Origin of the sequence: Brachybacterium sp. AOP29-B2-41, from assembly GCF_052378395.1 — a bacterium.
GTDB lineage: Bacteria > Actinomycetota > Actinomycetes > Actinomycetales > Dermabacteraceae > Brachybacterium.
Window position 1 is genome coordinate 109,778 of the sequence record NZ_JBQSXR010000006.1, and the last position, 25,774, is coordinate 135,551.

Annotated in this window: 20 protein-coding genes; 8 read left to right on the forward strand and 12 right to left on the reverse strand. The window is 68.4% G+C overall.

The window, feature by feature from the left end; all coding sequences use genetic code 11:
* Window positions 1-180: 180 nt before the first annotated feature.
* The 3 genes from ACT3T9_RS07950 to ACT3T9_RS07960 all read right to left on the reverse strand — a co-directional run bounded on the left by ACT3T9_RS07950 (window position 181) and on the right by ACT3T9_RS07960 (window position 3,072).
* Window positions 181-720: a hypothetical protein gene (locus ACT3T9_RS07950; protein ID WP_444606254.1), complete on the reverse strand. Its 540-nt coding sequence runs from the start codon at window positions 718-720 to the stop codon at window positions 181-183.
* 88 nt (window positions 721-808) lie between these two features.
* Window positions 809-1,498, reverse strand: coding sequence for a response regulator transcription factor (locus ACT3T9_RS07955; RefSeq protein WP_444606255.1), 690 nt, complete (start codon window positions 1,496-1,498; stop codon window positions 809-811).
* The gene (locus tag ACT3T9_RS07960) at window positions 1,495-3,072 is read right to left on the reverse strand and encodes a sensor histidine kinase (protein ID WP_444606256.1); all 1,578 of its coding nucleotides are present in this window, start codon (window positions 3,070-3,072) and stop codon (window positions 1,495-1,497) included. The genes ACT3T9_RS07955 and ACT3T9_RS07960 overlap by 4 nt, the downstream gene beginning before the upstream one ends.
* A 194-nt stretch (window positions 3,073-3,266) precedes the next feature.
* Here ACT3T9_RS07960 and ACT3T9_RS07965 point away from each other — a divergent pair, with 194 nt between their 5' ends.
* The 5 genes from ACT3T9_RS07965 (at window position 3,267) to ACT3T9_RS07985 (ending at window position 9,194) form a co-directional block, all read left to right on the forward strand.
* The gene (locus tag ACT3T9_RS07965) at window positions 3,267-4,409 is read left to right on the forward strand and encodes a glycosyltransferase (RefSeq protein ID WP_444606301.1); all 1,143 of its coding nucleotides are present in this window, start codon (window positions 3,267-3,269) and stop codon (window positions 4,407-4,409) included.
* Window positions 4,406-5,575 (forward strand): glycosyltransferase family 4 protein, encoded by a 1,170-nt coding sequence (locus ACT3T9_RS07970; protein ID WP_444606257.1) that lies wholly within the window; start codon window positions 4,406-4,408, stop codon window positions 5,573-5,575. Before ACT3T9_RS07965 ends, ACT3T9_RS07970 begins: the two co-directional genes overlap by 4 nt.
* Before the next feature lie 74 nt (window positions 5,576-5,649).
* Entirely contained in the window at window positions 5,650-6,495 is an 846-nt protein-coding gene (locus tag ACT3T9_RS07975) for a hypothetical protein (protein WP_444606258.1), read from the forward strand.
* Window positions 6,496-6,532: 37 nt separating this feature from the next.
* Complete coding sequence (locus ACT3T9_RS07980) at window positions 6,533-7,681, forward strand: polysaccharide pyruvyl transferase family protein (protein WP_444606259.1); 1,149 nt, start codon at window positions 6,533-6,535, stop codon at window positions 7,679-7,681.
* Window positions 7,671-9,194, forward strand: a complete 1,524-nt coding sequence (locus ACT3T9_RS07985; protein ID WP_444606260.1) for a lipopolysaccharide biosynthesis protein — start codon at window positions 7,671-7,673, stop codon at window positions 9,192-9,194. Before ACT3T9_RS07980 ends, ACT3T9_RS07985 begins: the two co-directional genes overlap by 11 nt.
* Here the strand turns inward: ACT3T9_RS07985 and ACT3T9_RS07990 are convergent.
* From ACT3T9_RS07990 to ACT3T9_RS08025, 8 genes are all read right to left on the reverse strand, one after another.
* On the reverse strand, window positions 9,171-10,391 hold the full coding sequence (locus tag ACT3T9_RS07990) for a Coenzyme F420 hydrogenase/dehydrogenase, beta subunit C-terminal domain (RefSeq protein ID WP_444606261.1): 1,221 nt from the start codon (window positions 10,389-10,391) through the stop codon (window positions 9,171-9,173). The genes ACT3T9_RS07985 and ACT3T9_RS07990 overlap by 24 nt on opposite strands.
* Window positions 10,392-10,557: 166 nt before the next feature.
* Complete coding sequence (locus ACT3T9_RS07995) at window positions 10,558-11,925, reverse strand: polysaccharide biosynthesis tyrosine autokinase (protein WP_444606262.1); 1,368 nt, start codon at window positions 11,923-11,925, stop codon at window positions 10,558-10,560.
* Between the two features lie 52 nt (window positions 11,926-11,977).
* Window positions 11,978-13,258 carry a hypothetical protein gene (locus ACT3T9_RS08000; RefSeq protein WP_444606263.1) on the reverse strand — a complete coding sequence of 427 codons (1,281 nt, stop codon included), beginning with the start codon at window positions 13,256-13,258 and terminating at the stop codon, window positions 11,978-11,980.
* 10 nt (window positions 13,259-13,268) lie between these two features.
* Window positions 13,269-18,884: a PKD domain-containing protein gene (locus tag ACT3T9_RS08005; protein ID WP_444606264.1), complete on the reverse strand. Its 5,616-nt coding sequence runs from the start codon at window positions 18,882-18,884 to the stop codon at window positions 13,269-13,271.
* A 39-nt stretch (window positions 18,885-18,923) separates the two neighbouring features.
* On the reverse strand, window positions 18,924-19,382 hold the full coding sequence (locus tag ACT3T9_RS08010) for a hypothetical protein (protein ID WP_444606265.1): 459 nt from the start codon (window positions 19,380-19,382) through the stop codon (window positions 18,924-18,926).
* Entirely contained in the window at window positions 19,342-19,581 is a 240-nt protein-coding gene (locus ACT3T9_RS08015; RefSeq protein ID WP_444606266.1) for a hypothetical protein, read from the reverse strand. Before ACT3T9_RS08015 ends, ACT3T9_RS08010 begins: the two co-directional genes overlap by 41 nt.
* Before the next feature lie 217 nt (window positions 19,582-19,798).
* A complete protein-coding gene (locus tag ACT3T9_RS08020; RefSeq protein ID WP_444606267.1) occupies window positions 19,799-20,428 on the reverse strand; it encodes an arsenate reductase/protein-tyrosine-phosphatase family protein in 630 nt (209 codons plus the stop codon).
* Window positions 20,425-21,147, reverse strand: coding sequence for a CDP-alcohol phosphatidyltransferase family protein (locus ACT3T9_RS08025; RefSeq protein WP_444606268.1), 723 nt, complete (start codon window positions 21,145-21,147; stop codon window positions 20,425-20,427). The genes ACT3T9_RS08020 and ACT3T9_RS08025 overlap by 4 nt, the downstream gene beginning before the upstream one ends.
* 216 nt (window positions 21,148-21,363) lie before the next feature.
* Here ACT3T9_RS08025 and ACT3T9_RS08030 point away from each other — a divergent pair, with 216 nt between their 5' ends.
* From ACT3T9_RS08030 to ACT3T9_RS08040, 3 genes are read left to right on the forward strand one after another with little or no spacing between them, the layout of a single operon-like run.
* Entirely contained in the window at window positions 21,364-22,311 is a 948-nt protein-coding gene (locus tag ACT3T9_RS08030) for a glycosyltransferase family 2 protein (protein WP_444606269.1), read from the forward strand.
* The gene (locus ACT3T9_RS08035; protein WP_444606270.1) at window positions 22,308-23,264 is read left to right on the forward strand and encodes a glycosyltransferase family 2 protein; all 957 of its coding nucleotides are present in this window, start codon (window positions 22,308-22,310) and stop codon (window positions 23,262-23,264) included. Before ACT3T9_RS08030 ends, ACT3T9_RS08035 begins: the two co-directional genes overlap by 4 nt.
* Window positions 23,261-24,631 carry a phenylacetate--CoA ligase family protein gene (locus ACT3T9_RS08040; protein ID WP_444606271.1) on the forward strand — a complete coding sequence of 457 codons (1,371 nt, stop codon included), beginning with the start codon at window positions 23,261-23,263 and terminating at the stop codon, window positions 24,629-24,631. Before ACT3T9_RS08035 ends, ACT3T9_RS08040 begins: the two co-directional genes overlap by 4 nt.
* Here the strand turns inward: ACT3T9_RS08040 and ACT3T9_RS08045 are convergent.
* Window positions 24,609-25,604: a glycosyltransferase family 2 protein gene (locus ACT3T9_RS08045; protein ID WP_444606272.1), complete on the reverse strand. Its 996-nt coding sequence runs from the start codon at window positions 25,602-25,604 to the stop codon at window positions 24,609-24,611. The two genes, ACT3T9_RS08040 and ACT3T9_RS08045, sit on opposite strands and share 23 nt — an antisense overlap.
* Window positions 25,605-25,774: the final 170 nt, after the last annotated feature.

The window sequence follows — 25,774 nt, forward strand, 5'->3', positions numbered from 1 at the left end:
CAGCTCCGCTCCGCAGCGCGCCCCATGCGGTGACTCGCCAGCATCCGGTCTGAGCTGTCGCCACAGCGACCTCCGAGCGACAGCTGAGAATGGATACCGCGGCGTAGCGCTGCGGTGCCGTGGGTGGACGTCAGCTGGGGTCGGCTGACGCGGCTCTCATGACCTGCCGGGGTGCGGCGGTCAGTCGTCGTCGGACTCGTCATCGTCGTCGGAGTCGTCCACGTCCTCGCACTCCAGCTCGCCGTCGTCCCACTCGCAGACGCCAGAGGGGCGAGAGGGAGTGCTCTTGCTGCTGCCGGAGGAGGAGGAGGAGGAGCCGCTCGACCCCGAGGAAGAGCTGCCGGACCCGCTGGATGAGCTGGAGGACGAGCCCGAGGAGCGCGGCTTCTGCGCGGCGGGCTTCGGAGCGGGAGCTGGCTCGGGGGACGCCACGGGCTCCATCGTGCCCACCCCGGTGTCGGAGTGGACGCCACGCACCGGCTGTTCGGAGGCGGTGGGCGCGGGCAGGGCGACAGATTCTCCTGCAGGCTGCGCCGCTTCTCCCGCAGGCTGCTCCACGCTCTGCGACGCCGGTGCCGCCCCGCTGCCCCCGGCCGAGGTCTCGCCGACCGAGATGCCGGCCCGCGCCTGCGGGGCGTCATCCATCGAGGGCAGCACGGCGAGACCGATCACCGCGAGCGCGACCACCACGATGATCCCGAGGGTCCGCAGAATCTTCATGTCAAGCATGTTCACCGCCGCCGATGAGATGCTCGTGAAGACGAGATGAGAGTCCTCTCATGAACGTAGTGGCCTGCGGTGACACAGCTCAGGCCTCCGGATCGACGATCTTGTAGCCGGCGCCGCGCACCGTCACCAGCCGGGCCGCCCCGAGCTTGCCGCGCAGGTAGCCCACATACACGTCGACCACGTTCGAGGCACCGTCGTAGTCATAGCCCCACACCTTGGACAGCAGCAGGTCCCGAGTGAGGACCTGGTTCGGGTTCTCGAGGAACACGCGGGCCATCGTGAACTCCCGGGAGGACAGCTCCACCGAGCGCGGCTGGCCGCCGGCCGTGCTGCTCGCGATCCGGGTGCGCAGATCCAACGACAGGTCCCCCAGCTGAAGGACGTCCGCGCTGACAGCGCCCGAACCAGCAGTGGCCTCGCGGGCGCGGAGCTTGACCCGGGCCAGCAGCTCCTCGAAGCGGAACGGCTTGGCGATGTAGTCGTTCGCCCCACCCTCGAGCCCCTGCACGGTGTCATCCACCCCGGTGCGCGCCGTGACCATCAGGATCGGGATCTGCACGTCCATCGCGCGCAGCGCCTTGAGCACCTGGAAGCCGTCCATCCGCGGCAGGCCCACATCCAGGATCAGCAGGTCGAAGTCGCCGCTGGAGCCGAGGTCGAGGGCGGAGATGCCGTCCTCCACCACGGTCGAGGCGAAGCCGTTGGCTTTCAGCCCGCGTTCCATGAACCGGGCGATGCGCGCCTCGTCCTCGGCGATGAGGATCCTCATCCCCTCCCCCTCCTCGATGCAGTGGTGCCGTCGGCAGCGGAAGCCCGCGCCTGCCTGCCAGTATCCCCGGCAGGGCCGTCCTGGGTCCGCTCGTCCGCCGCTGGTCCGTCCGCGAACTGCGGGAACACGATGGTGAAGGTCGATCCCTGTCCCGGCTTCGAGAGCAGGCGCACCACCCCGCCATGGCCCTCGGCGATCGCGAGCACGATCGGCAGGCCGAGTCCCGAACCCGATCCCCGGCTGCCGTCCACCCGGGTGAACCGTTCGAAGATCCGTCGCTGGTCCTCGGAGCTGATGCCGATCCCCTCATCCTGCACCGTCACGTGGATCTCGGGGCCTTCCGGTCCCAGCACGCGGTCCACCCCGAACCGGATCCGGCTGCCCTCGTCGCTGTAGCGCACGGCGTTCGCGGCCAGCTGCACCACCGCCTGCGCGAGGCGCTGCTCGTCGGCGTCGGCCACCACGTCGACAGTGTGCTCGAGGATCCATTCGCGCTCCGCGATGTGCTCGATCCGGGCGAAAGCGGAACGAGCGAAGCCGGCCAGGTCCAGTGACGTCAGTCGCACATAGTCGGGGCGCGCCGAGGCTGCGAGCTCGGAGAGATCGCCGACGACCCGCCCCATCCGGTCCAGCTCCTCGAGCGCGATGTCGCGGGACTCGCGCACATCGTCGACATCCTCGATGTCGGTGGTCTCCAGGGTGCCGCGCACAATGGTCAGCGGCGTGCGCAGCTCATGGCCGACGTCGCTCATGAAGCGGCGCTGCTCGGCGAAACCTGCCTGGATGCGGCCCAGCATGCGATTGAAGTTCTGCGCGAGCGCACCGATCTCGTCCTGCTCCTCGGGGACCGGCACCCGGTACTCGAGATCGTCCACGGTGATCTGCTCCGTGGCCGCACGGAGATCCTCCAGCGGCCGCAGCAGGCGCCCGGTGACCACATAGCCCACCCAGCCCGCGACCAGCAGCGTGACCACCGCAAGCCCAGTAAAGGTGAGGACGCTCTGCCACAGGTCGCGGCGCTGGGCACCGATGTCGTTGGCGACCACGAAGATGCCCTCGGCCTCATCCCCCTCGACGTTCACGGAGACGATCAGGACCTGCAGGTCCCGGCCGTGAGCCTCCATCGGGACGATCACCGCGGAACCCGGCTGATACGCGGCCAGCAGCTGCTCCAGCACCTGCGGAGACTCCGCGGACCCGCTCGGCAGCAGCGCGAAATCCTGCTCCCGGGGCTGATAGAGAGGCTTCCCATCCAGGAAGGTGATCACGGATTCATAGTTCGACGGCGCCGCGGAATCGGTCGCATGGAGCAGCACGCTGTCCACTGTGGTGTGGACGCGGCTGCCATCCTCATTCACGCTCTCGGCGATCAGGGTGAGCTCGCTGTGCTCCTGCCAGAGCTCCGCATTGACACGCGTCTCGAGCGCGCGGAACTGCGCCGCATAGGTGAGCACCCCGGTGACGGCGAGGCCCACGGTCATGAAGGCCATCATCGCTGTCAGCACACGGAGACGGACCGTGCGCCCTCGCGTGAAGGCGCCGACGGGGCGGGCGCGGGGGCGTTCCTTGGCCATGGGGGAATGGTAGGCGAGGGGGCTGAGGTGGGGCCGGAGGTGGGCTGGCGCTGGACCTGACGACGAACACAGCGTAACTTAGGACAATGCCCCCCAAAACGGACATTTCGCCCTCTATAGCTGCTCGCCGCGTCGCCGGGGTCCCGGCCGTGGCGCCGACCCGCGTGACGCCGACCCGTCAGCTCTCCATCGCCATGGTGGGGACCCGCGGGGTCCCTGCAGCCTACGGCGGCTTCGAGACAGCGATCGAGGAGGTCGGACGCCGTCTCGTCACCCGCGGCCACCAGGTGAGGGTCTACACCAGGAACGCCGAGAATCGCAGCCGCGAGCACCTGGGCATGGACATCGTGCACCTCCCGGCGCTCCCCCAGAAGCAGCTGGAGACGCTCAGCCACAGCGCCCTGTCGAGCCTTCACCTGCTCCTGCGGAACCGCCCCGATGTCGCCTTCCTCTTCAACGCCGCGAACGCGCCCTTCCTGCCGATGCTGCGCGCCGCTCGCCTGCCGGCGGCACTGCACATGGATGGCCTGGAGTGGAAGCGCTCGAAGTGGGGCGGTCGGGGCAAGGCCTACTACCGGTGGGCGGAGCAGTTCGGGGTGCGCCAGGGCGATGCGCTCATCGCTGACGCCCCCGGCATCGCCGACTACTACCGCCACCAATTCGGTGTGCCCACGGAGATGATCCGCTACGGTGCGCCGCTGCTGGACGAGGTTCCCGAGGGCAGGGTGCGCGGTCTGGGCCTGACTCCCGGCGGGTACCACCTCGTCGTCGCCCGGTTCGAGCCCGAGAACCACGTGCTGGAGATCGTCGAGGGGTACCGCCGCAGCAGCGCTGCGGCCCCGCTGGTCGTGGTCGGGTCAGCGCCCTACAGCGCCGACTACACCCGCGCGATTAGCCATGCGGCCAACGGGGACCCCCGCATCCGCCTGCTGGGCGGGGTGTACGACCAGGGGCTGCTGGACGCGCTCTACTTCCATGCCCTCACCTACGTGCACGGCCACTCGGTGGGCGGCACCAACCCGTCCTTGCTGCGCGCCATCGGCGCCGGCACTCCGGTGATCGCCTATGACGTCGGGTTCAATCGCGAGGTGCTGGACGAGGACGGCTGGTTCTTCTCGGGAGCCGACGACATCGCCGGGCTGTTCCCCCGGACCGAGTCCGATCCCTCCGCCGTCGTCGCTCGGGGCCGACGGAACCGCGCCCAGGCCGCCCGCCGGTTCTCCTGGGACGACGTCGCCACGGCCTATGAGGACCTCGCCTTGCGCCTGGCCGCCGGCGATTCGATCCATTCCGCGGCCCATCGATCGCGGCGCAGAATGGACGAGTGGGTCGGATGACTCGCCCCGCACGGACCGTCCTGGTCGTCCACCCGGGCGCCGAGCTGTTCGGCTCGGACCGCATGCTCCTGGAGAGCGTGATCGGGCTGCGGGAGGCGGGGTGCCGCATCGTCGTCGCCCTGGCCTCGGACGGGCCGCTCGTCGCTGAGCTGCGCCGGACCGGGGCCGACGTGCGCATCGTGCCGATGCTCGTGCTGCGCAAGGCGCTGCTGAAGCCCCGCGGCTGGCCAGCGCTCCTGGCGAGCACCGTCAGCGGTCTGATCTCCGCCTGGCGACTGCTCTCCCAGGAACGCCCGGACAGGGTGTACGTCTCTACGATCATCATCCCGATGTGGCCGCTGCTCGCCCGGCTCCGCCGGATCCTCGCGGTCAGCCACGTCCACGAAGCGGAGCGCTCGGGCAGCCGGCTCCTCAACCGACTGCTCTACCTGCCACACCTGGCTTCTCGGCGCACCCTGGTCAACAGCGAGTTCAGTCTGCAGACCATCCGCTGGGCGCTGCCCGCACTCGCCCGGCGCTCGGAGATCGTCCATAACGGAGTCGCCTCCCCTGAGAATCCGAGGCCGCCCCGGGAGCCGCTCGAGGGGCCGCTGCGGATTCTCTACATGGGCCGGCTCTCACCTCGCAAGGGCCCCGACCTCGCCATCGAGGCGGCTGCGCTGCTCAACGAGCACGACCACCCCGCCGAGCTCACGTTGCTCGGCACTGCCTTCGACGGCTACGAATGGTTCGAGCAGGAGCTGCGAGACCAGGCTGCCCAGAGCAATGTGGAAGTCGAGTTCGCCGGCTTCCATCCGGAGATCTGGCCCTTCCTCGCGGACGCCGACGTGCTGCTGGTCCCCTCACGACTCGACGAGCCTTTCGGCAACACCGCCGTCGAGGGAGTGCTTGCCCTGCGCCCGGTCATCGCCAGCGACTCCAGCGGGCTGCGCGAAGCCGCCGGCGGCTATCGCACCACCCGCCTGGTCCGGCCCGGCGATGCTCAGGCGATCGTCCGCGCCCTTGCAGACATCGCCGAGAGCTGGTCAGACATGGTGGACTCGGTCGAGGCCAGTCGGGCAGAGGCTCTGCGGCGCCACGCACCCGAGGTGTACCGGGAGACCATCGCTCGGGCGTGCGGCGTTGAGCCATCGACACGGGAATCTTCGATCGGAGTCGGGATATGACAGACCCTGCGAGCGAGCGTTCACCTCGTCCAGCCTCCCCTCGAGCACGGAGAGGTCCAATAGGAAGGACATCCGTGCACAAGACCCGGGCCGTGGTCGCGTACAACGGCGCCACCACCGGGCTTGGGAACCGCGTACGGGTCACGCTCGGCGCTGCCCGCTACGCCACATATGTTGCTGCACCCTTCTACTACGTCTGGCCGACGACTCCTCACTTCGCCCCGCGAATCGACGAACTCTGGGAGTGGAGTGCTGGACGGAGAATTCCTCGATCCGTATCGCGGATGGCGGGCCCGATGACTGGTTACACAGATAACGATCTTCGTTCTGCAGGCCCTCGACAGATCATTCAGATCCGCACTGGCGCCGAATTGCTCCTTCCACCAGAGGCGGGCGACTGGAGACAAGATCTGCGAGCTCTCGTACCCGTCTCGGAGATTGCTGAAGACGTAGTTCGGATTCATCGTGAGGAGTTCGGAATCGAGCCGTACGTAGGGGTCCAGATCCGCGCGCACGAGGTTTCCCACCAGCGGACGAAGGACACATCCGCCGTCGAATGGTTCACGAGTCACATGGAACGTCTGGTGAACGAGCGCCCTGGGACTCGCTTCTACCTCTCCTGCGACGTGCTCGAGGTGAAGCTCCGGATACTCCAGGACTTTCCAACTGCGACCGCGAACGTCACTTCCGCCCCGTATAACTCCACCGCGGCTGTGCGCGCCGCGCTTGTGGATCTCTACCTTCTGGCCTCCTCGTCGTACATGCTCGGTCCACACTTCTCGAGCTTCATCGAATTGGCGCAGTTCCTCGCAGACCTGAAGGTGCCGACGGACAAGCCTGTCCAGCCGCCGTGCGGAGTCGAAAGCTGGTGGGAGCTCGGCGCTGCGTCGGACCCCCTCGCCCCGGCCATGCGGCGCTGACAACCACCATCCGCGCCACCGCTGGAGAAAGAGAGACATGACAGAACCTATGGACGCCTCGCCCCGCATCCTCGTGCTCTGGGCGGAGGAGACCTCGCCGAACCTCGGAGTGGCGGTCCTCGCCCGCGGCTCGCGTGACCTCCTACGGCGCGTGCATCCCGAGGCAGAGTTCGTCTTCGCGAACTACGGGGCGAGGCCGCCCCAGATCCCATGGGGCAGGCCCCGCTCCCTGCTGCGCGAAAGGGTCCAGAGCCGTTTCGGTATGCAGGAGTTCCTGCGGGGGTTCGACCTGGTATGGGACACCCGCTCCGGGGACAGCTTCGCGGACATCTACGGGATCGACCGCCATCTGACGATGAGCCTGGTGCACGAGTTCGCAGTGCAGGCCGGAGCGAGGGTGGTGATGGCTCCACAGACCGTCGGCCCGTTCGGCACCCGGCGCGGCCGTGCGCTGGGCCGCCGCACCCTGCACCGCTCTGCGCATGTGTTCGCCAGGGATCCGCTCAGCGCCCGTGCCGCCGAGGAGCTGGGACGGGCCGCGGACCTCATCACCGCGGATCTGGTGTTCGCGATCGACCCGCCGGCCCCGGGCCCCGAACGGGACATCCTGCTCAATGTCAGCGGTCTGCTGTGGCACGAGAACCCCCATGTGGATCACCGTGCCTATCAGCGGGTCGTCCGCGGGACCATCGACCAGCTCCGAGCCAAGGGGCGGGAGGTCGCACTGCTCGCCCACGTGCTCGACTCCCCGAACCCGGACAACGACGTGCCGGTGGTGCGCGCCCTGGCCGCCGAGGTCGGGGACGGGCTCGAGGCAGTCGTGCCGACGGGACTCGACGATGTCCGCGCGACGATCGCCGGAGCGAAGGTGCTGATCGGTTCCCGTATGCATGCCTGCCTCAATGCTCTGTCGGTGGGCGTCCCCGCCATCCCCCTCGCTTATTCGCGCAAGTTCGCTCCGTTGCTGCAGTCCGTGGGGTGGGAGGTCGGGTTCGATCTGCGCACCGATGACCCTCAGCGCCTGCCGGATGACATCGCGGCCGCGGTGGATTCAGCAGACCCGATAGCAGCCCGGGCAGCCGCAGCACGAGGACGCGAGAGCTTGGATGCCATCGTCCACCTGCTGCGCGAGACCTCACCGGACCGCATGCAGGGCAGCTCCGTGAGGAGCACCGGTGGCCGCTAGCCTCGCCTCCTCGGCGGCCAGAGGCGCAGCGGTCATGCTGTCCGGCCAGGGCATGCGCATCCTGCTGCAGTTCCTGGGCGTCGTCACCCTTGCCCGGCTGCTGACCCCCCACGATTACGGGCTCCTCGCGATCGTGGTCGTCCTGGTCGGAGTCGGTGAGATATTCCGAGATTTCGGACTGTCCTCAGCAGCGGTGCGCTCTCCGACGCTGAGCCGTGCCCAGAGCAGCAATCTTTTCTGGATCAACACCTCGATCGGGGTGCTGCTGGCTGCGCTGCTGTTCGTGGCCGCCGCACCACTGGCAGCCGCCTTCGGCCAGGAGGAGGTCCGGGACATCGCCCGTGCGATGGCTGTGGTCTTCCTGCTCAACGGTGCAACCACCCAGTTGCGAGCACTGCTGGTCCGAGGCCTGCGCTTCCGCTGGCTCGCCGGGACGGACGTGCTCGCCGCCGCCCTCGCGCTCGGCGTCGCGCTGCTCGGCGCCCTGGCAGGGTGGGAGTACTGGGCGCTGGTGGCCCAGCAGGTCACGCAGGCTCTGGTGGTCCTGGTCGCGGTGGCGATCGGGGTAGGCCGTCCCCCGGGCCTGCCCCGACGAGGCGTGCCGATGCGGTCGTTCCTGCGCTTCGGGGGCAATCTCGTGCTGTCGCAGATGGTCACCTACGCAACCGGGAACGTCGACACCGCCGTCGTGGGCCTCATCCATGGGGCGAGTCCGCTGGGCCTGTACAACCGGGCCTACCAAGTCGTAGTGACACCACTGAGCCAGATCCAGTCCCCGATCACCCAGGTCGCAGTCCCGATCCTGTCCAAGATCCAGGATGACCAGCAGAGGTTCTCGGCCTACCTGGTGCGCGGACAGTTCGCACTGGGGTACCCGATCTCGATCGGGTTGGGCATCGTGGTCGTGGCCGCGGAGCCGATCACCGCCCTGATGCTCGGCGATCGCTGGGATGCGGCGGTGCCCCTGCTGCGCTTCTTCGCCCTGGCCGGAATCGCCCGGAACCTCGCCTTCGTGGGCTACTGGGTGTACGTGGTGCGGGGCCTGAGCAACTCGCTTTTCCGCTACTCGCTGGTCACCGGTGCGATCCGGGTGGCCTGCGTGGTGGTGGGCGCACATTGGGGAGTCGTCGGCGTCGCCGCGGGCTTTGCGCTCGCCCCCTGGCTCGCGTGGCCGATCTCGTTAGCTTGGCTGTCCAGGATCACCGATATCCCCACCCGCTTGTTGTACGGCGGGGCCTTGCGCATCATCGCGGTGGCGGGGACGGCCGCGGGCGCGGCAGCGGTAGTGCAGGCCTCACTCCCGCCGCTCCCGCCACTCGCGGCGATCGCGGTGACCGTGGGGGTCGTACTCTTCACGCTGGTCGTGCTCTGCCTGGTCCCGGCCCTGCGCGCGGACGTGAGGGCGCTTTGGGAGATGGTCGCCCTGCTCCGGGCGCGACGAGTCACCGGCGACGGGAAGCCCGCGGCAACCTCGACGCCGTCAATGCCCTCAGCGGGCGCGGCTCGCCGCTGACGCAAGCGCCCGACGGCGCGCACCGCGGATCGCCCGCACAGTTCGGCGGAGGTCCTGCAGCGCCAGTCGTTGCAGGGGGAAGCCTCGGTAGCGGGGCACATGCCGCCCACCCAGGCGAGCTCCGACCAGTCGACCCCACAGGTTCGATCGGCGCCAGGTCTGGCCTGGCTGGACTGCAACAATCTTCTCGGCAGCAAGCGGCTCTCCGAGGAGCACCCCGGCCTCCAGCGCCGCGTGCAGCACGTCCCGGCCGCGTTCGGTGCGCACCAGCAGCCCACTTCGCCCGTCACCTTCCTCGAAGAGCGGATACCCCCGCTCATCGGTCTCCCAGTAGTCGCATGCGGCCAGGTCAGCAGACTCCCCGACTCCGTCGGGACAGATCTTGCAGCGCCACTGGACCGAAGGCCCCAGCCGGTCTCCCCACGAGGTCCGGTAGTCCATCGTGTGCTCTGCCTGCGGGGTGGTGACAGTGAAATCCCCGGGCCAGCCGCAACCTCGGTAGCGCAGCCCGGTGACGGTCTCGGGGTCCTCGACCCCGAGCTCCCGAACCAGGTCGTCCGTCGCCTGCTGGCTCGGAGTGCCAGCGCAGAAGAAAGACAGGATCACCGGCCGCTCTGCCTCCGGCAGCCCGGCGGCCATCCGCGCGAGTGCGCTGGCCTCACACGGCTTGGCGACCACTGCCCCGCGTGGATCCAGCACGTCCGGGACCGCCGCAGTGGCGACCGGTGCATAGCGGGACCCGGCGGCGGCCAGCGCAGTCGCTTTGTCGGTGATCGTCACGGAGATCGTTCGTCGCGGCTGCGGAGCGGCGGTCGCACCGACCACCCGATTCACTCTGCCGGTCTCGGTCAACCAGGTCGACAGCGCCGTCAGCGAACCACCGCTGGCTCCACGGTGCCTGCTCTCGGGGTCAGCCGCCCACACCACCCAGGACTCAAGATAGGAACCGAGCTGCGGGTGGCGGGACGCGCCGCGAGGGCGCGGCGAGGAGACTATCCGGCCCGGACAGGCGTTCTCGAACTGTGACAGCCGCTGGGCATCCGGTGTCGCGCTCCCCTCCCGTCGCACCGGCCGCAGGAAGCCGTCGCGATCCAGCGCCATCGACAGCCCCGGGTCCAGCAAGCAGCAGGCTCCGCAGCCGCTGCAGTTGTCGGAGACCACGACCTCGGAGATCGCTTCGTCGAGAGTTCTCGTCACACCCTATTCCTTCCCCGGGAAGACTGGGTCTGTCCTCTCCCCTATCAGGGAGCACCAGAATCCTACCGCCCGTAATGTCCGTTTTTCCAGAAGCCTGGAGTTGCCAACGCCGCGGAACTATGGTTCGCGGCTGGCATTCTTGGCACGCTCCGGGCCACGATCCGTTCTAGGAATCTGCCGGGGAGTCGCTGTAATAGGGTTCGCGTCGACGTTCTCGTCGAGCTCGGTTGAGCACAGTGCCGAGGATGCGCCCGCCCCCCGTCTCGAGCGAGCGCAGGCTCTTGGCCAATGCCGCCCGCCTGGTCCTGCCAGCGTCCACGACAAGAATGACGCCGTCAGCGAGCGGCAGCAGCAAGTTCGTATCGGCGACGCTGAGGATGGGCGGCGTATCGACGACGATGTAGCTGTACCGGTCCGAGACCGATGCGATGAGCTCCTCCATCCGGTGAGAGGTCAAGAGCTCCGCCGGATTCGGCGGGATCTCCCCTGCCGGAAGGACATCCAGGGTGGTCCCTCGCACGGTGTGCGTGGCAACCCCTACGTCGACCTCACCGACCAGCACGCTCGTGAGCCCGACCACGCCATCGATCCCGGCATGCTCATGCACACGTGGGCGCCGCAGGTCAGCATCGATGAGAAGCACCGATCGCTGCTGTCCGGCTAGGGTCATCGCCAGGTTCACCGAAACGGTCGATTTCCCCTCCCCAGGCATCCCAGCGGTCACCAGCAGCACTCGCACCCGTGAATTGACGTTTGCGAAGGTGAGTGCCGAACGGATTCTCTGGAACTCCTCCGCCGTCGCGCTGAGTGGCTCCTGGGCGACAGCGATCACTCGACTGGCCAGGAGAGGTGACTTGGTCACCACTCCGAGCACCGGGTCTCCACCTGCTTCCGTGAGGATCTCCTCGTTGCGCACCCGGGTATCGAGCAGTGCGATCAGGAGAGCGAGCGCCACACCCACTATGCCGCCGAGCACCCCACCGAGCAGCCCGTCCCGGGTCTTGTCCGGGGAGGACTGGAACTGCGGCGGCACCGCGCTGTCGAAGATCGTGACTGTGATCGAGGCCGAGCCGTTCTCCCCAGCCGCGCTGGTCCCATGCACCACCGAGATGAGTTGCTCGGAAACTGCGGTCGCAAGATCAGCGGAGCGCTGCGGGTCCGAGGTGGTCGCCGTGATCCGCATCGTCGCCGTGTCCTGCGGAATCGCGACCTCGATCGATCTGGCGAGTTCGCGTGACGTGGTGTCCAGGTCGAGCTCCTCGATCACCGGGTCGAGGACGAGAGATCCCTCCACGAGCTGGGCATACGAGAGCATCTGACCCTGGGTGTATTCAGAGCCCTGCTTGAGATCCGAAGCGGAGCTCCCCTGGGCCATAGCGAAATGCAGCGAGGTCGTCGACTGGAACTGTGGAGTCTGGAGCGAGGCGTAGCCATACGTCGCCACTGCTCCCAGAGCACCGCTCACCACGACGACCCACCACAGCTTGCGCAGAGCGCCCACGATCAAGCCCAGAGTTATCCTCGATTCAGACATTTCGCCCCCTTTAAGTCGATCGTAGCGGCCCGGTCCTTCTTGTGCGGACAGCTCACCCTCTGGAACCCACGGAAGCTTTGTGTGGAGTTCGTGCCTCACCGAGCACTTCGCCGTCGGCGGCGCCGCGGTCAGCCTGATGCCAGGACACCGCGAGTCCCACACAGAACCAGAGGAACATTCCGTACTGCGTGATCAGCGCTACCACGACGAGGCTCGGCAGCTGGCCCAGGACGGCGAGCGCAGCAGGACTGCGAGTCGCCGGCCGCGCGGCTGCCACGATGGCGCACGTGATCACACTCAGGAGCAGGAGGCTGGGCACTACGCCGAATCTGAGCAGCATCAGCACAAGTGCGTTGTCGATCGAGCGGGCGAAGTATCCGAGGTAGTAGTCCCCGGAGACCAGACTCTGCCAGTGGCCCGGGTTGCCGAACAGCTGCACCTCCCGGAGCAGCACCAGCAGGTCGGTGCGGTATCCCGCGCTTCCCTGGGCCTCTTCACCGGCGGCACCGAGCACCCTGCTCAGCACCGGCACTGCGATCGCAGCGGCACCGATTCCTGCCGATACTGCCACGGCACGGAACCGCGCAGACACCCCAGGCATGAGGCAGACCGACACTACCAAGGTGATCACCAGCGTGATCAGACCTGTGCGGCTGAAGGTCAGAACGGTCGCAGTGGCAATGACGCCCAGCGCGATGACCTTGGGAGCCGTTTGCCAGCGAGTCGCGACCACGAATGCTGAACACATCGCGAGCACCGCTCCCAGAGCGATCGAGTGCCCGAAGGCACCCTCCGCACGGATGACGCCACCCCGATCCTGCAATGGACTGAAGTCCTCATGCGCGGCGCCGCTGCCCGGGATGAGTACGAAGGGATTGAAGGAGGTGATGAATTCGAGCACCGCGAGTGACGCCGCCGATACCGCCATGATGGACAGAACGTTCACCACCAGATTGGTGCTCACCCGACCGAGCACCACTCTTCCGAATGCGTATGGCAGCACCCACTCCGACAGTGCCGTAACCGTATCTGGCAAACTCGCGCCGCCCACCACCAGCAGACCGACCACAAGCACGACGAAGGCCATGAACCATCCGTCTGCGGGCTGCAGGGGAACCTTGACAAAGCTGACCACGAGCAGCCCCATTGTGGCCAGCGTGATGATGGCCCAGAACGGCCCGACCGCGATTCCCACCCACACCGGGACGAAGAAGAACAGAAGCGCCCAGGCGACGAAGGCCGCTCTCGGAGCCGCTCTGACAGTGATGACGGCAATCGTCACCACTGCCAGAGCGGTCAGCGCGAGGAGCGCGTCCGGCACGGCTGTGCTCATGGTGCGGATCTTACGCGGATGCCTCGACCTCGAACCCCTCATAGAGCACGGTGACGGACGCGGTGGAGCCGTCCTCACGTCCGACCATGAGTCCGACAGCTCCGGCGCCCTGCAGAGGTTCAGAGTCGTCGGTGGTGGTCAGCTGCCATTCAGCCGGTGGCTCTGACGTCGTCTTCCAGAGCTTGGCGGAGATGGTGGTCAACCCGGTGCCGGTCACCGACACTTGGAGCGTGTACGAAGCCCCTGGCTCGAACTGCAGGTCTGAGAGTTCCACCGCGTGGATCTCCTCGTCGCCGGTGTGCACTCGCAGGGTCACGGCGCCATCCGTTTCCACGATTGCGCTCACCAGGTACCGGCTCTCATCCGTTGCACGGGCGATGATGCCCGCCTCGGTGCCATCCGGTCCATTCTCGCCATCGATACTGAACTGCATCTCCATCACGCTGTCGGTCACCGACGAGGTGGACAGGAGCGCGGTGCCGGCATCCCCGGCCTCAAGCTCGAGCAGCCCCGCGCCCGCCTCCAGGCGGACCGCCGATGACGGAAGGCCACGGATAGTCCATGGATCTTCCTCTGCGGAACGCTCCCAGCTCGGGGCATCGTCCCGCTCGAAGTCATCGCCGATCTCAGCACCGGAGGTCAGGACCGGATCAGACTCGGGGGCAGGTTCAGGCGCGGGCTCGGGGGCCTGCTCCGGTTCAGGCGCGTGCTCCGGCTCCGGCGCGGACTCCGGGACCGGCTCCGGTTCAGGCGCGGGCTCCGGCTCGGCCTCGGGCTCGGGCTCGGGCTCGGGCTCGGGAACGGTCTCCGCGCCAGGTTCCTGCGCGACGGGCTCCTCGGGCACTGTGGCCGGGGGGTCCTGCTTCTCCGCAGCGGGCTGCTCGGTCGGGGCCTGCTCTGGCCCGTTCGCCGGTACGGCCGTGCGCGCCGGGGCGTCCACGGTGCGGGCCGCGATGGCAGGAGCTGCCGCGATCTCTTGCACCCGCAGGTCGTCGAAGGCGACGGGTGCCAGTCCGATCGCCGACCCCACTCGATAGGCGTAGATGCCCGGCGAGCCCGGGGCCGTCACCGCGGTACCCGCGGCGTCAGTGGTCTCGAGCTGCCAACTGGACGGCTCGGGGAGGCCATCGGTCCAGAGCTTGACTCGGATCGAAGTCGCGCTGGTCCCGGTCACCTCGGTGCGTATCCGGAAGGTGTCGCCGGCACTCCAGGAACGGCCGGTCAGCGGCTGGGACGCGATCACTGCGCCGCCGCGCTGCACCAACAACCACATGGTGCCGTCGGCACGATGCCACACCGTCGAGCGATAGGCGGAGCCGGCGTCGAACCGGGACTCCAGCCCCACGTACAGAGCGCCGCTCGAGGGCGCCCCGGTCAGGGTGTAGACCATCGACGACTCACTGTCCTCGAGCGAGGTGCTCGACAGCACCATGCTGCGCCCGCCACTAGCGGGGAGCGTGAGCGTTCCGACACCACTCTCCACAGAGGCAGCAGAGCTCCCACCGCCGGTCACAGCCCATCCGCCGCCGGCGTCCGCCGTGCCCCACCCATTGGTCGTGGTGCGGCTGAAGGTGTCTCCGGCTGCCAGCACCTCGGCAGTGACGACCTGGGTCGCTGTCGTCGAGTGTGTGGCGCCGTCGTCGTCGGTCACGGTGAGCGAGATGGTGTAGGTGCCGGGATCGGCGTACTGGTGCGTCGCGGTGACGCCGGAGGCGGTCTCACCATCGCCGAAATCCCAGGCGTAGGTGGTGATCGAACCGTCGGAGTCGGTCGAACCGCTGCCGTCGACTGCGATCTCGAGTCCGGAGGCAGAAGTGGTGAAGGAGGCGACCGGAGCCTGGTTCGGGGCCGGCGGCTGTGGCCCGCTGAGGTCCTGGAGACGGTAGTCGTCGAAGGTGACCGGGGCCTGTCCGGTGCTGGATCCAGAACGATACGCATACAGCGCAGAGGCCCCCGGAGAAGCAAGGGCGGCCCCCGCGGTGTCGGTGGTCTCCAGCTGCCAGCCCGTCGGCTCCGGTGTCGCAACCGGCCAGACCTTCATCCGAATCGTCGGAGAGGTCGTGCCGACCACCTCGGCGCGCAGGTGGAAGGAGCTTCCTGCCGCCCACGTGCCCGGAATCCCTGGGAGTGAGGCGATGACCGCCCCGTTGCGTTGGATCAGCAGCCAGGAGGTGCCGTCGGCCCGATGCCACACCACGGTGCGGTAGCTGCTGCCGGCGACGAACCTGGCCTCCGTCCCGACGTAGAGCGCGCCGGTGGACGGGGCTCCGGTGAGCGAATACGTCACCGAGGTGCCGCTCTGGGAGAGAGGCACGTCCTGCAGGACCATGCTGATACCTGCGCCTGCCGAAAGCGTCAGGGCCCCCTCGCCGTCGGAGACAGAAGCCAGGGAGGCACTGCCTCCGGTGGGCGCCCAAGTGCCACCGGTATCCGCCGCACCCCAACCGCTGCTCACGGTGCGCGAGAACGTATCCGACGCCGCGAGGGACACTGCGGCCACGGTCACCGACTGCGAAAGGAGGTCGGAGGCGCCCAGCGAGTCGGTGACGGTCAACGTGATCTCGAAGACGCCGTCCTCGGCGTAGCTGTGAGTGCCTACTGCTCCGCTGGTGGCAGCGCTGCCGTCGCCCCAGTCCCAGGAGTGGGTGAGGGAGGCGCCATCGGACACGCTCGAACCGCCAGCATCTGCGGTGACGTCCAGTCCTGCGGCCACCGTCGTGAACCGGGCGACCGGAGCGTCGTGGGTGGTGAGGACAGTACGGCTGCTCTCGGTGGTAGCGCCGCGATCATCCGTCACGCGCAAGGTGACTGTGCGCTCACCAGCAGCGGCGTAGGCGTGCGAGGCGACCATCCCGGTGGAGGTGGCGCCGTCACCCCAGTCCCATTCGTACGAAGTGATCGTGCCGTCCGGATCCGAGGCTCCGGCGGCATCTGCGGAGGCGGTCAGGCCGGTAGCACTCACCGTGAAGTCGGCCAGAGGCGGCGCGTTCGGTCCGAGCACCGAGATCTCTCGGGTGGTGCTCGCGAGCAGCCCATTGCTGTCGGTCACGGTGAGGGTCACGGTGTACGTGCCGGTCGCGGCGTAGGTGTGGGAGGAGGTCGCGCCGGTCACGGAGGGACTGCCGTCCCCGAAGTCCCAGCGGTGCTCGACGAGGGTGGCGTCGCCAGCTGCCGCGGAGCTGCTGCCGTCGACGGCGACCTCCGCCCCGTCGGTGGTCACCGTGAAAGCTGCGCTCGGCGCTTCCAGCTCGGCACCCACCGCGAAGTGGGCGCTGATCTCAGCCGCGGTGAGAGCGCGGTCGTAGACGGCGACCTCATCGAGGGAACCGCTGAAGTAGTCGGAGGAGGGACGGTTCGGCCAGCCGCTGAGATTGTCACCGCCGAGCCGCCAGTATCCGCTGTACGGCTGCGCCGAGATCGTCGATGCATCCGACGCCACCAGTTGGCCGTCGACGTACAACTGCTGACCAGCGGCACCGAGGGTGGCGACGGCGTGGTGCCACTGTCCGTCGTCATATGCTTCGGGACTCCGCACCGTCCGGACCTCACCGGGGTGGACTCCGAACACGAGGCGTCCATCGTTCCTCATGTAGACGTGCCGGTCGTAGCTGCCCGAATTGCCGGAGCTCGCGTCCCCATAGCCGATCAGCTTCCCGCCACGTCCCGTGCTGGTGCGGAACCAGAGCTCGGTGGAGAACTCCGCTCCGACCGCGGCTCGTGTGCTCGAGGCGAGGCGCCCGGAGCTGGTTCCGCTGAGGTCGGAGCGGCCGGTCGCTGAGTTCGGGATACCGGAGGAGTCGGCGCTGACCCCGCTGCCGGCCACAGCCGGATTTGCCCCCGCCCAGTCCTGCAGCGTGCTGCCCAGTGGGTAGTACAGCTGTGGGGAGTCGTCGAGCACGGTCTGCACGTACTCGGGCGCGGTACCTGCCGCGACCGTGGCGGTGACGGAGCCGCTGGTGCGGCTGTTCCCATCGCCGTCACGCGCCACGACTGTGTAGGTGTGGGTCGACCCGGGAGCGGCCGTGGTGTCCTCCAGGGTGACGGTCGGCTGGTTCCACCAGGTGGAGGCGAGCGTTCTCGTCGCGACCGGCGTGCTCATCCCGGCGCGGCGCAGCTCGTAGGTGAGATTCAGGTCGTCGCGGTCCCAGTTGGCCGGGATCGAGACCCTCATCCTGCCGGGTACCAGCGAGTTCGCTGTCGGCTGCCAGGCGGAGGAGGTCAGCCGGGGGCCGTCCTTCGCTCCCCCGGGCGGGTTCTTGGCGAAGCGGACGATGCCCTCGAAGCGGCCCTGGTTCACACCTTGGAACTCGCCCGCTATCGAGATGGTGTCGCCCACCCCGGTGATCGAGAGTCCAGCCTGGCCCATGCCGGTGGTCCGACCGACGTAGAAATCCGGGTACCAGGCGTAGACGGAGGGTGCCGGGGTGCCCTCCCAGTTCTGATAGGTGCCGCCAGCGTGCGGGTTGCGTCCCAGGGTGCCGCGCACATCCGCGGTGTAGGCCTCGGCATAGCGGTGCTCACGAGGGCTCTGCTCAGGGTGGAGTCCCATCGTCGAGCAGGCATGGGTGTGACTGGTGGTGTAGACGGTCTCGCCGGTGGAATAGACGCCGTAGTGGTCGCCGAGGCAGTCGGCGATCCAGCGCACCTCACCGGAGTCGGCCTCGGCAGCGAAGGTGCCCTCGAGGTTGCCGATAGTGACGCCCGCGTAGACCCATCCGGTGCCGAAGACGGCGGTGTCGTCCGCGGCGAGCGAGAAGATCCCGGCCTTTCCAGTGGTGGCGCCGTTCTTGACGGTCTGCACCAACTGCCAGTCGGTGTCGACCTCCCCGGTCATCCTGTCCAGAGCCACCGCGCCGCGCATGCTCGTATTGCCGTTGACACGAGAGAAGCGGCCGCCGGCGATGATCTTCTCGCCACCGGGATCGGCCACCATGGCATCGATCTGCAGATCGGTTTCGGGCGCCCACGGCATGAGCGCACCGTTGCTCGCGCTGAACGCGGCGAGATTCTTACGCGCGGTACCGTTGCCCTGAGTGAACAGACCTCCGGCATAGACCATCGAACCCTGGGCGACCAGAGCGTAGACGCCGGTGCCTCCGATCGCGGGATTGAAGCCCTGCAGCAGCGCTCCGGTCGTCGCATCGAGGGCAGCGATATTCCACCGGTTCTGTCCGTTCACCGAGGTGAAGGAACCACCGATATAGATCCGACTGTTGTCCGGGGAGACGGCCACGGCCTTGACCACACCGTTGACCTGAGGCGCGAAAGGCAGCAGCGCTCCAGTCTCGATGTCATAGGCGAGCACGTTCGAGCGTGCGGTGAGCTGGGTGCCGGGATTCGCCATCGGTGCGCGGGCATTATCGAAATCACCGACGGCATAGACCGTGGTGCCGATGGTCGCCTGCGACCACACATACCCGTTGTCGATCTGCACTGTGGGGATCGGGTCCGAGGTGACGACGTTCTCGTCGCGCTGCAACAGCGGGGGCGGAGAAGGGAGCACGGCATCAACGGCCTGAGCACTCGGCTGGAGCACCGCCGTCAGGCCGGCACCGATCATCGCTGCCGCCAGAAGGGCGGCAAGCAGCCGACCCGCCGTCGCGGGCAGTCGTCGTAGGTTCTGCATGGTGCTGCTCTCCGCTTCCCGGCCCATGAGGACGGCGTGTCAGGAGGTATGCCCGGCGAAGACCGCAAGCGGTTCACCGGCCGAGGGATTGACGCTCACGGTCACAGCACGGTCAGGTGCCGGATCGAGCATGAAGACGTAGGTGCCCTCGGCGCTGCCGCCGCTGGTCACTTCGCCCTGAAGTGGTGCGTAGGGGGATGCCCAGGTCGGGATGCCCACCTCGCCGTCGTCCGCGATCAGCGAGACGACGGCCGAGTCGAGATCCTGTGAGCCGGGAGACGCATTGTCGACGTGGACGACCACGACCACGGCGGGTCCGGCGTACTCCCCGGGGGTCTGTGCGGTGAGATCAGTGGTGGTGATCGACGTCAGCGTGACGATGACGCCGGTGGGAAGAGCGAGCTCCTCCCCTGCGGGGCCATGGACCTCTGGCAGCTGCGGCGCTGCGGTAGGTCCTTCAGCGGTGGGATCCTCGGGAGCGCTCCACTCGGTCTCCAAGGGCTCGTCCGTCGGGGATCGCGATCCCGACGGATCGCCCGTCGGGGACGGCGATGCCGACGGGCCACTGGTCGGGGACGGAGCGTCCGAGGGCGGGTCGGCAGGACGAGGTGCGGGAGATCCCGACGGGATGGTCGGCGAGGACGTCCCCTGCGAGGGAGTGCTGGGGGCACCCGCTGGAGGGGGCTCCGGCGAGCATGCCCCGAGAATGAGCAGGAGCACCAGCGGCGCCGCGAGTGTGTGAACCGCGATCCGCGGGTGGGGTCGAGCACGGCGCGGTCCTCTGCTGAGGCGCATTCGAGACCCCCTCTGGTGCCTGGAGCGCTGATGTCGCACGGAGTCGACATGGTCGCGAGAAGCGACCCGGTCTGAGCATACAGTTTCGGACATACTTCCCACAACGGACTATTTGGACATTATGCGGGCGCCTCGGCGCGCCGGCCCTGCTGCGAGCCAGCGAGGGCCGCCACGACGGCAGACACGGCAGCGGTGACCTCATGGACCGCCGCCGCATGCCGTCGAGCGGAGCGGCCGTGTCCGTCTTCGATGCTCGACCAGTCCACCCCGGGTCGCCTTCGGCAGCGGGTACGGCGCGAGGTCGGCCGACCGCGCAGAGCGCGAGTCCGGTCCAGATGCATCGTGAAGCGGGAGACGATCCCGGCCCGACGCGTGGGCTCATCGGGTGAAAAGCCCTCGGCGAGGAGCGCCGCGTCGCGCAATGTGAAGACCCGGTCGCGAACCTCCGGCACAGAGCGCACCACCTCGGAACGGACCTCGCGATCCGCCACGAGAATCAGCGCGGCGTCGTTCAAGAGCTCAGGGGTCACAGCACGCGAGCGATGCGACCTCGCTGCCGATCTCCAGGTCTCCTCGTCGCCGCTCGTGGAGACCAGCTCGCAGATCTCAGCAGCTGCCCGGACCCTGGTGCCGGCGCTCTCGATGCGGATGTCAGCACGGCCAGCGAGTCCGCGCCTCAGGATCAGCTCCGCGAGCGGCGAACGACAGACGTTCGCCGCGCACACCACCAGCACCAGCTCCGAACTCATCCGGACCCCCTCAGCGACCCCATCTCACGGAACCACTTCCTCGCCGCCAGCGCGAGGAATGCCACGGCCACTGCGGTGAGCAGGCCGTAGCCGGCCAGGAATACCGATGGCCACCCCCAGAGCACGAAGACCAGGCAGACGAGACCGAAGTCCGTGGGTAGCACCAGGAGCGAGCGACCCAGGGTGCCGCCGCCGCGCTCATGAGTGGAGGCCTGCGCATGCTTGCCCTTGAGCAGGTCATTGAGGAGCATCGCGGTGAAGGTGGCCGTCGCGGCAACGCTGAAGAGCAGCGGGATCAACAGCTGCCACCCGGCGCCGTCCGGCGAGGCGCGATACAGCCCTACCAGGACGGCAAGATGGAGGGAGGAGATCTTCAGGGTGTCGATGAAGTGGTCGAGCCACTCACCCTGAGGGCTGCCCCCGCCCCGCAGCCGGGCGACCTGCCCGTCGGCTGAATCCCAGGCGTAGCCGAGCACCAGCAGCAGAGCGATCACGAGCCCGATCCACACCGTCGGCGGCGCGAGCGCGATGAGCCCGATGGCCAAGAAGGTATGGGCGGCGCTGATCAGTGACACCTGATTCGGGGTGAGCCCGAGGCCGTAGGCGAGGCTGGCGAACAGGCGGCCCAGCCTCCGATTGACATAGACGGAATAGGCGGGAGCGCCTCGAGCATGACCCTTCTGGGCACGCTCGAGACTGCGATAGGTCTCGACGAGCACAGCACCACCACTGTTCTTCCGGAATGCCGACTTCGGCGCCTCAGGACCGCGACACCTCGCGTCCGGGCCCACACAGGGCCTAATCGGACATACTACGCAACTTACTCGAATTGGACTATGCTCTGTCCACTATCCGTCCAAGCGCCACCGACGGCGCGAGCTGACCCGGGCCACCGTCACTGCCGTCGGGCCGCGGACTCACACCTGAGGAGCGATGTGGACGAGTCTCAGACCGACGCCTTCGCCGTGGTCATCGTCAACTACGGACTCCCCAACCTGCTGGCGCAGAACATCGGCGCAGATCTCGATGGCCAGGCAGGGGCACAGGTGGTGGTGGTCGACAACTTCCACTCCGAGCGTGCCCGCGAGCTCACCGCACGACTGTGCCGCGAGCGTGGATGGCTGCTGGTCCCCTCCCCGAATGACGGCTTCGGCGCCGGGGTCAACCGAGGGATCGCCGCCGCACGCGGACGGGGGCACCAGGTGTTCATCACCCTCAACCCCGACGCGGTGGCGTCGGCCCGCGTGCTGCGCGAACTCGCCCACCATGCACGCACCCACCCCGACGCCCTGATCTCCCCGTACATGGACGACGGGGAGGGGCGGCCGCACTTCCGCGGTGCTGGAGTGCATCGCCGCACCGGGCAGATGCGTTCCGGGTGGGCGACGGAGGACCAGGACCCGGTGTGGAAGAACTGGCTCAGCGGTGCCTGTCTCGCCCTCCGCGCGGAGGCGTTCGACCGGGTCGGGGGCCTCAGCGAGGAGTACTTCCTGTACTGGGAGGATGTCGACATCTCGCGGCGCGCGGCGGAGCTGGGCATGACCCTGGTGCTCCGCGACGATCTGCTGGTGGTCCATGACGAGGGCGGCACCCACACCGACCGTGACGCCCGGGCGAAGTCACCGCTGTACTACTACTACAACATCCGCAATCGGCTCCTGTTCGGGCGTCGGACGTTGAGCGGGCGCGACCGCCTGCACTGGCTGCTCGCGACCCCGCGGCAGTCACTGCTGATCTGGCTGCGCGGTGGCCGACGGCAGCTGCTCACCCATCCCCGCGGGGCCTGGGCTGCCCTGCGAGGCGCGGTCGCCGGCCTGGGATACCGGGGGTTCCGGCCCTCATCGTTCGCCCATGACGCCCTTACGGAAGGAAGCCTGCGATGACCGGCCCTCACTCCCTCGCCCCGCCTCGGCTCACCGTCGCGATTCCCACCTTCCGTCGGCCCGAGCGCCTGCGGGCCCTGCTGGAGGCCCTGCCGGAGAGGTTCGCCGAATGCACAGGGGTCGACATCGATGTGCTGGTCATCGACAACGACCTGGACCGATCGGGTGCTCCGGCGACTGTCGACACCGGGCTGCCGCTGCGCTGTGTCCACGAGCCCACGCCAGGGATCGCCGCCGCCCGCAACCGTGCCCTCGACGAATGCAGGGACAGCGATCTGATCGCCTTCATCGACGACGACGAGCTGCCGCGCCCCCAGTGGTTGTCGTCCCTGGTGGCCACGTGGCGCCAGTACGGCAGCAGCGCCGTGATGGGTCGTGTGATCTCGGTGTTCGACCATGACGCGGATCCATGGGTGCTGGCCACCGGTACATTCCGTCGGATCCCGCGCCCCACCGGCACTCCGCTGGAAGTGGCCGCCGCCGGGAATCTGCTGCTGGACCTGGTCCAGGTGCGCCGGCTCGGAGTGAGGTTCGATGAATCGCTCGGCCTCGCCGGAGGCGAGGACACCCTGTTCAGCCGGCAGCTGGTGGGACGAGGCGGAACGATCGTGTACTGCGCAGAATCCGAGACCGAGGACTTCGTCATCGCCGACCGACTCACCCGCGACTGGGCGACCCAGCGCGCCTACAGCTCCGCCAACGCCTGGTCGCTCGCGCGCCTGCGAATGGCCGACGGGAAGCTGCAGCGACTCGCCCTGCGCACGAGGATGGTCCCCGGCGGCGCGCTGCGGATCGGGGCCGGAGCCGCTCGACACCTGTACGGACGCCTGAGCCAACGGCTGGATCATGATGCCCGCGGCGTGCGCACTCACTTCCGTGGGCGTGGCATGGTCGCCGCAGCCCTCGGTCGCCGCTACGAGGAATACTCCCGCGGACCGGTCGAGGGATCATGAGCACCCCCGGGGTACGACAACGGCGGCGCGCCCTGCCCACCGCACGCTCCGCTCTGTTCTCCGCGAAGGCCACCACCGTCCGTGCCCGCTCCGGGCGCTTCCTGCGTGAGCTCAGGAGCAACGAGCGGTGTACTCCCCAGGAGCTCATCGCGCTGCAGGACTCCCTCGCCTGCGACATCGTGCAGTTCGCGATGCACAGTTCCCCGTACTACCGGAGGGTCTACGGAGAGCGGAGCATCGATCCTGCACGACTCCGCAGCCCGGAGGCCTGGGCAGAGCTGCCTGTGCTGGACCGCGCCACGGTCAAAGAGCACAGCGACGAGTTCTCGACCCCCGAGGCGACCCGGAAGACGATCCGACCAGCGCTCACCGGAGGCAGCACCGGCGAACCTCTGCGCACCATGCAGGACGCCCGGGTGCCCTCTCTCGCCCTGAGCTGGCGGATGTACTCCTGGTGGGGCGTGGAACCCTACGACGACCTGGCCCGGGTGGCGCGCTGGAACTTCGGGAGGCTGGCATCCGCGAAGAACACCGTCGCCTGGTGGCCCACCCGGCAGGTGTATCTCGACGCCGCCCTGATCTCCGAAGAGACCATGGCCCGCTTCCAGCGGGATCTGACGAGAGTGCGGCCGCGTCTGCTGGAGGGCTATGTGGGTGCCCTGCTCGCCTTCGCGGACTTCCTCGAGAAGCACGACGCCTCTGTGCCGGCGCCGCGTGCCGTCGCCACCACTGCTGCACCCTTGACCCCTTCCGTGCGGAAGCGGCTCGAGGAGTCCTTCGGTGCCCCGGTGTACGACGAGTACCGCGGCTCGGAGTTCGGGTGGACGGCCGGGGAGTGCGCGCGCCAGGACGGCCTCCATGTGTTCTCCGATGTGCGCCGGATCGAGGTGCTTGACTCGGAGGGAAGACCGGTTGCTCCCGGAGTGGTAGGTGACCTCGCGATCACCGATCTGCGCAACCGGGTCTTCCCGCTGATCCGCTACCGCACCGGGGACCGCGGGGCTCTGCGCGCCGACCCCTGTTCCTGCGGGTCTGCGCTGCCGTTGATGGAGCCACCGGACGGCCGCACCGTGGACGTCCTGCGTCTCCCCAGCGGCAAGCTGCTCGCCCACCGGCTGATGGCGATGTTCAGCGCCCACCCGGACGCGGTGCGCCAGTTCCAGATCCACCAGCTGGCGGACAGCTCGATCACCCTGCGAATCGTCGAAGGCTCGGGGGCCGAGTCGCGCCGACACATCGAGGCCGCCGCGCAGGAGCTGCGCGAGCGCATCGACCACGAGGTCCCGGTGCGGATCGACTATGTGCCGACGCTCCCCTACACCGGAGGCAAGACGAAGTACGTGATCAGCGACGTCCCGGCGACCTGAGGGCACCGTCTCCTGAAGCCTTCGACCGAGCGTACGGCCGCGAGAGGACTCCCAGCGTTCCGCCGAGCACGCCCAGCCCACTCGCCACCCTGCGCTCGCCCCTCGCCCTCGCACGGACGTCCTTGCGCGCCGCGCCCCAGCCGGTCTGCGCCGCTCCCTTGACGATCTGGCCGGAGCCCACGATCGCCCAGCGCAGCGTGTTGCGCACTCTGGCCCCATGACCGGGCTCGAGCATCCGCTCCACGGTGACCGTGGTCGCCGACTGCGCCCGGCGACGTCGGAGATGGAACGCTCGCGTGTTCCGCTCTGCCGGGACCAGATCGTCCACGGTTGCCTCGGCGCACCACACGATCTTTCCGCCGGCGCGTGTGAGCTGCCCTGTGAGCAGTGAGTCCTCGCCCCCGGTGAGCCCGAGCCGGGGATCGAAGCGCAGTCCCATCTTTCGCGCAGTGCGCAGGTCCAGCAGCAGGTTGTTGGTCGCCGCGCGGCGCAGCACGGTCCCCGTAGGGGTCCCTTCGCGCAGTGGCTCGAGATAGGCACCGGAGGCGGCGACCCAGGGATCCTCCGGGCCCTCGAACACGGCGTGGACCGGGCCGCTGACCGCGTCGGCGTCGTAGTCGCGATGGGTGGCCAGGAGGTGGAGCAGCCAGCCCGCATGCGGGGTCTCATCATCGTCGAGGAAGACGAGCACGTCCGCGCCCGCCGCCTCGTCCAGCACCCGGTTGCGGGCGCTGGAGATGCCCGGTGCCGGCTCGACGACGTAATGGATCTGCTGGTCCCCGAGCGCGGTCGCCGCGTCACGGGCGCTGCCGGCGGGATCGTTGTCGACCACCACGATGCGGATCTCCGGTGCTGCGTCCAGAGCGGACTGAACCTGCTCGATCTGCTCGAGCAGACGAGGCAGCAGCGCAGCGAGCAGCTCCGGCCGACGGAAGGTCGCCATCCCCACCACGACGCTCTGCGGTGTGCGCATCCCGGCCTCCTCACCTGCGGGGCAGCCCCGGACCTGCGTGCGGCGTGACGACGCCGGTGGCTGTATGGCGTGAGCCTATGGGGCGGCGGCGCGCCCGGCAGGGAACGACGCGGCGGCGCCTGGCGAAGAGCGACCCGGCAGAGCGCCGTGAGGCCCCCGTCGGCTCCGTC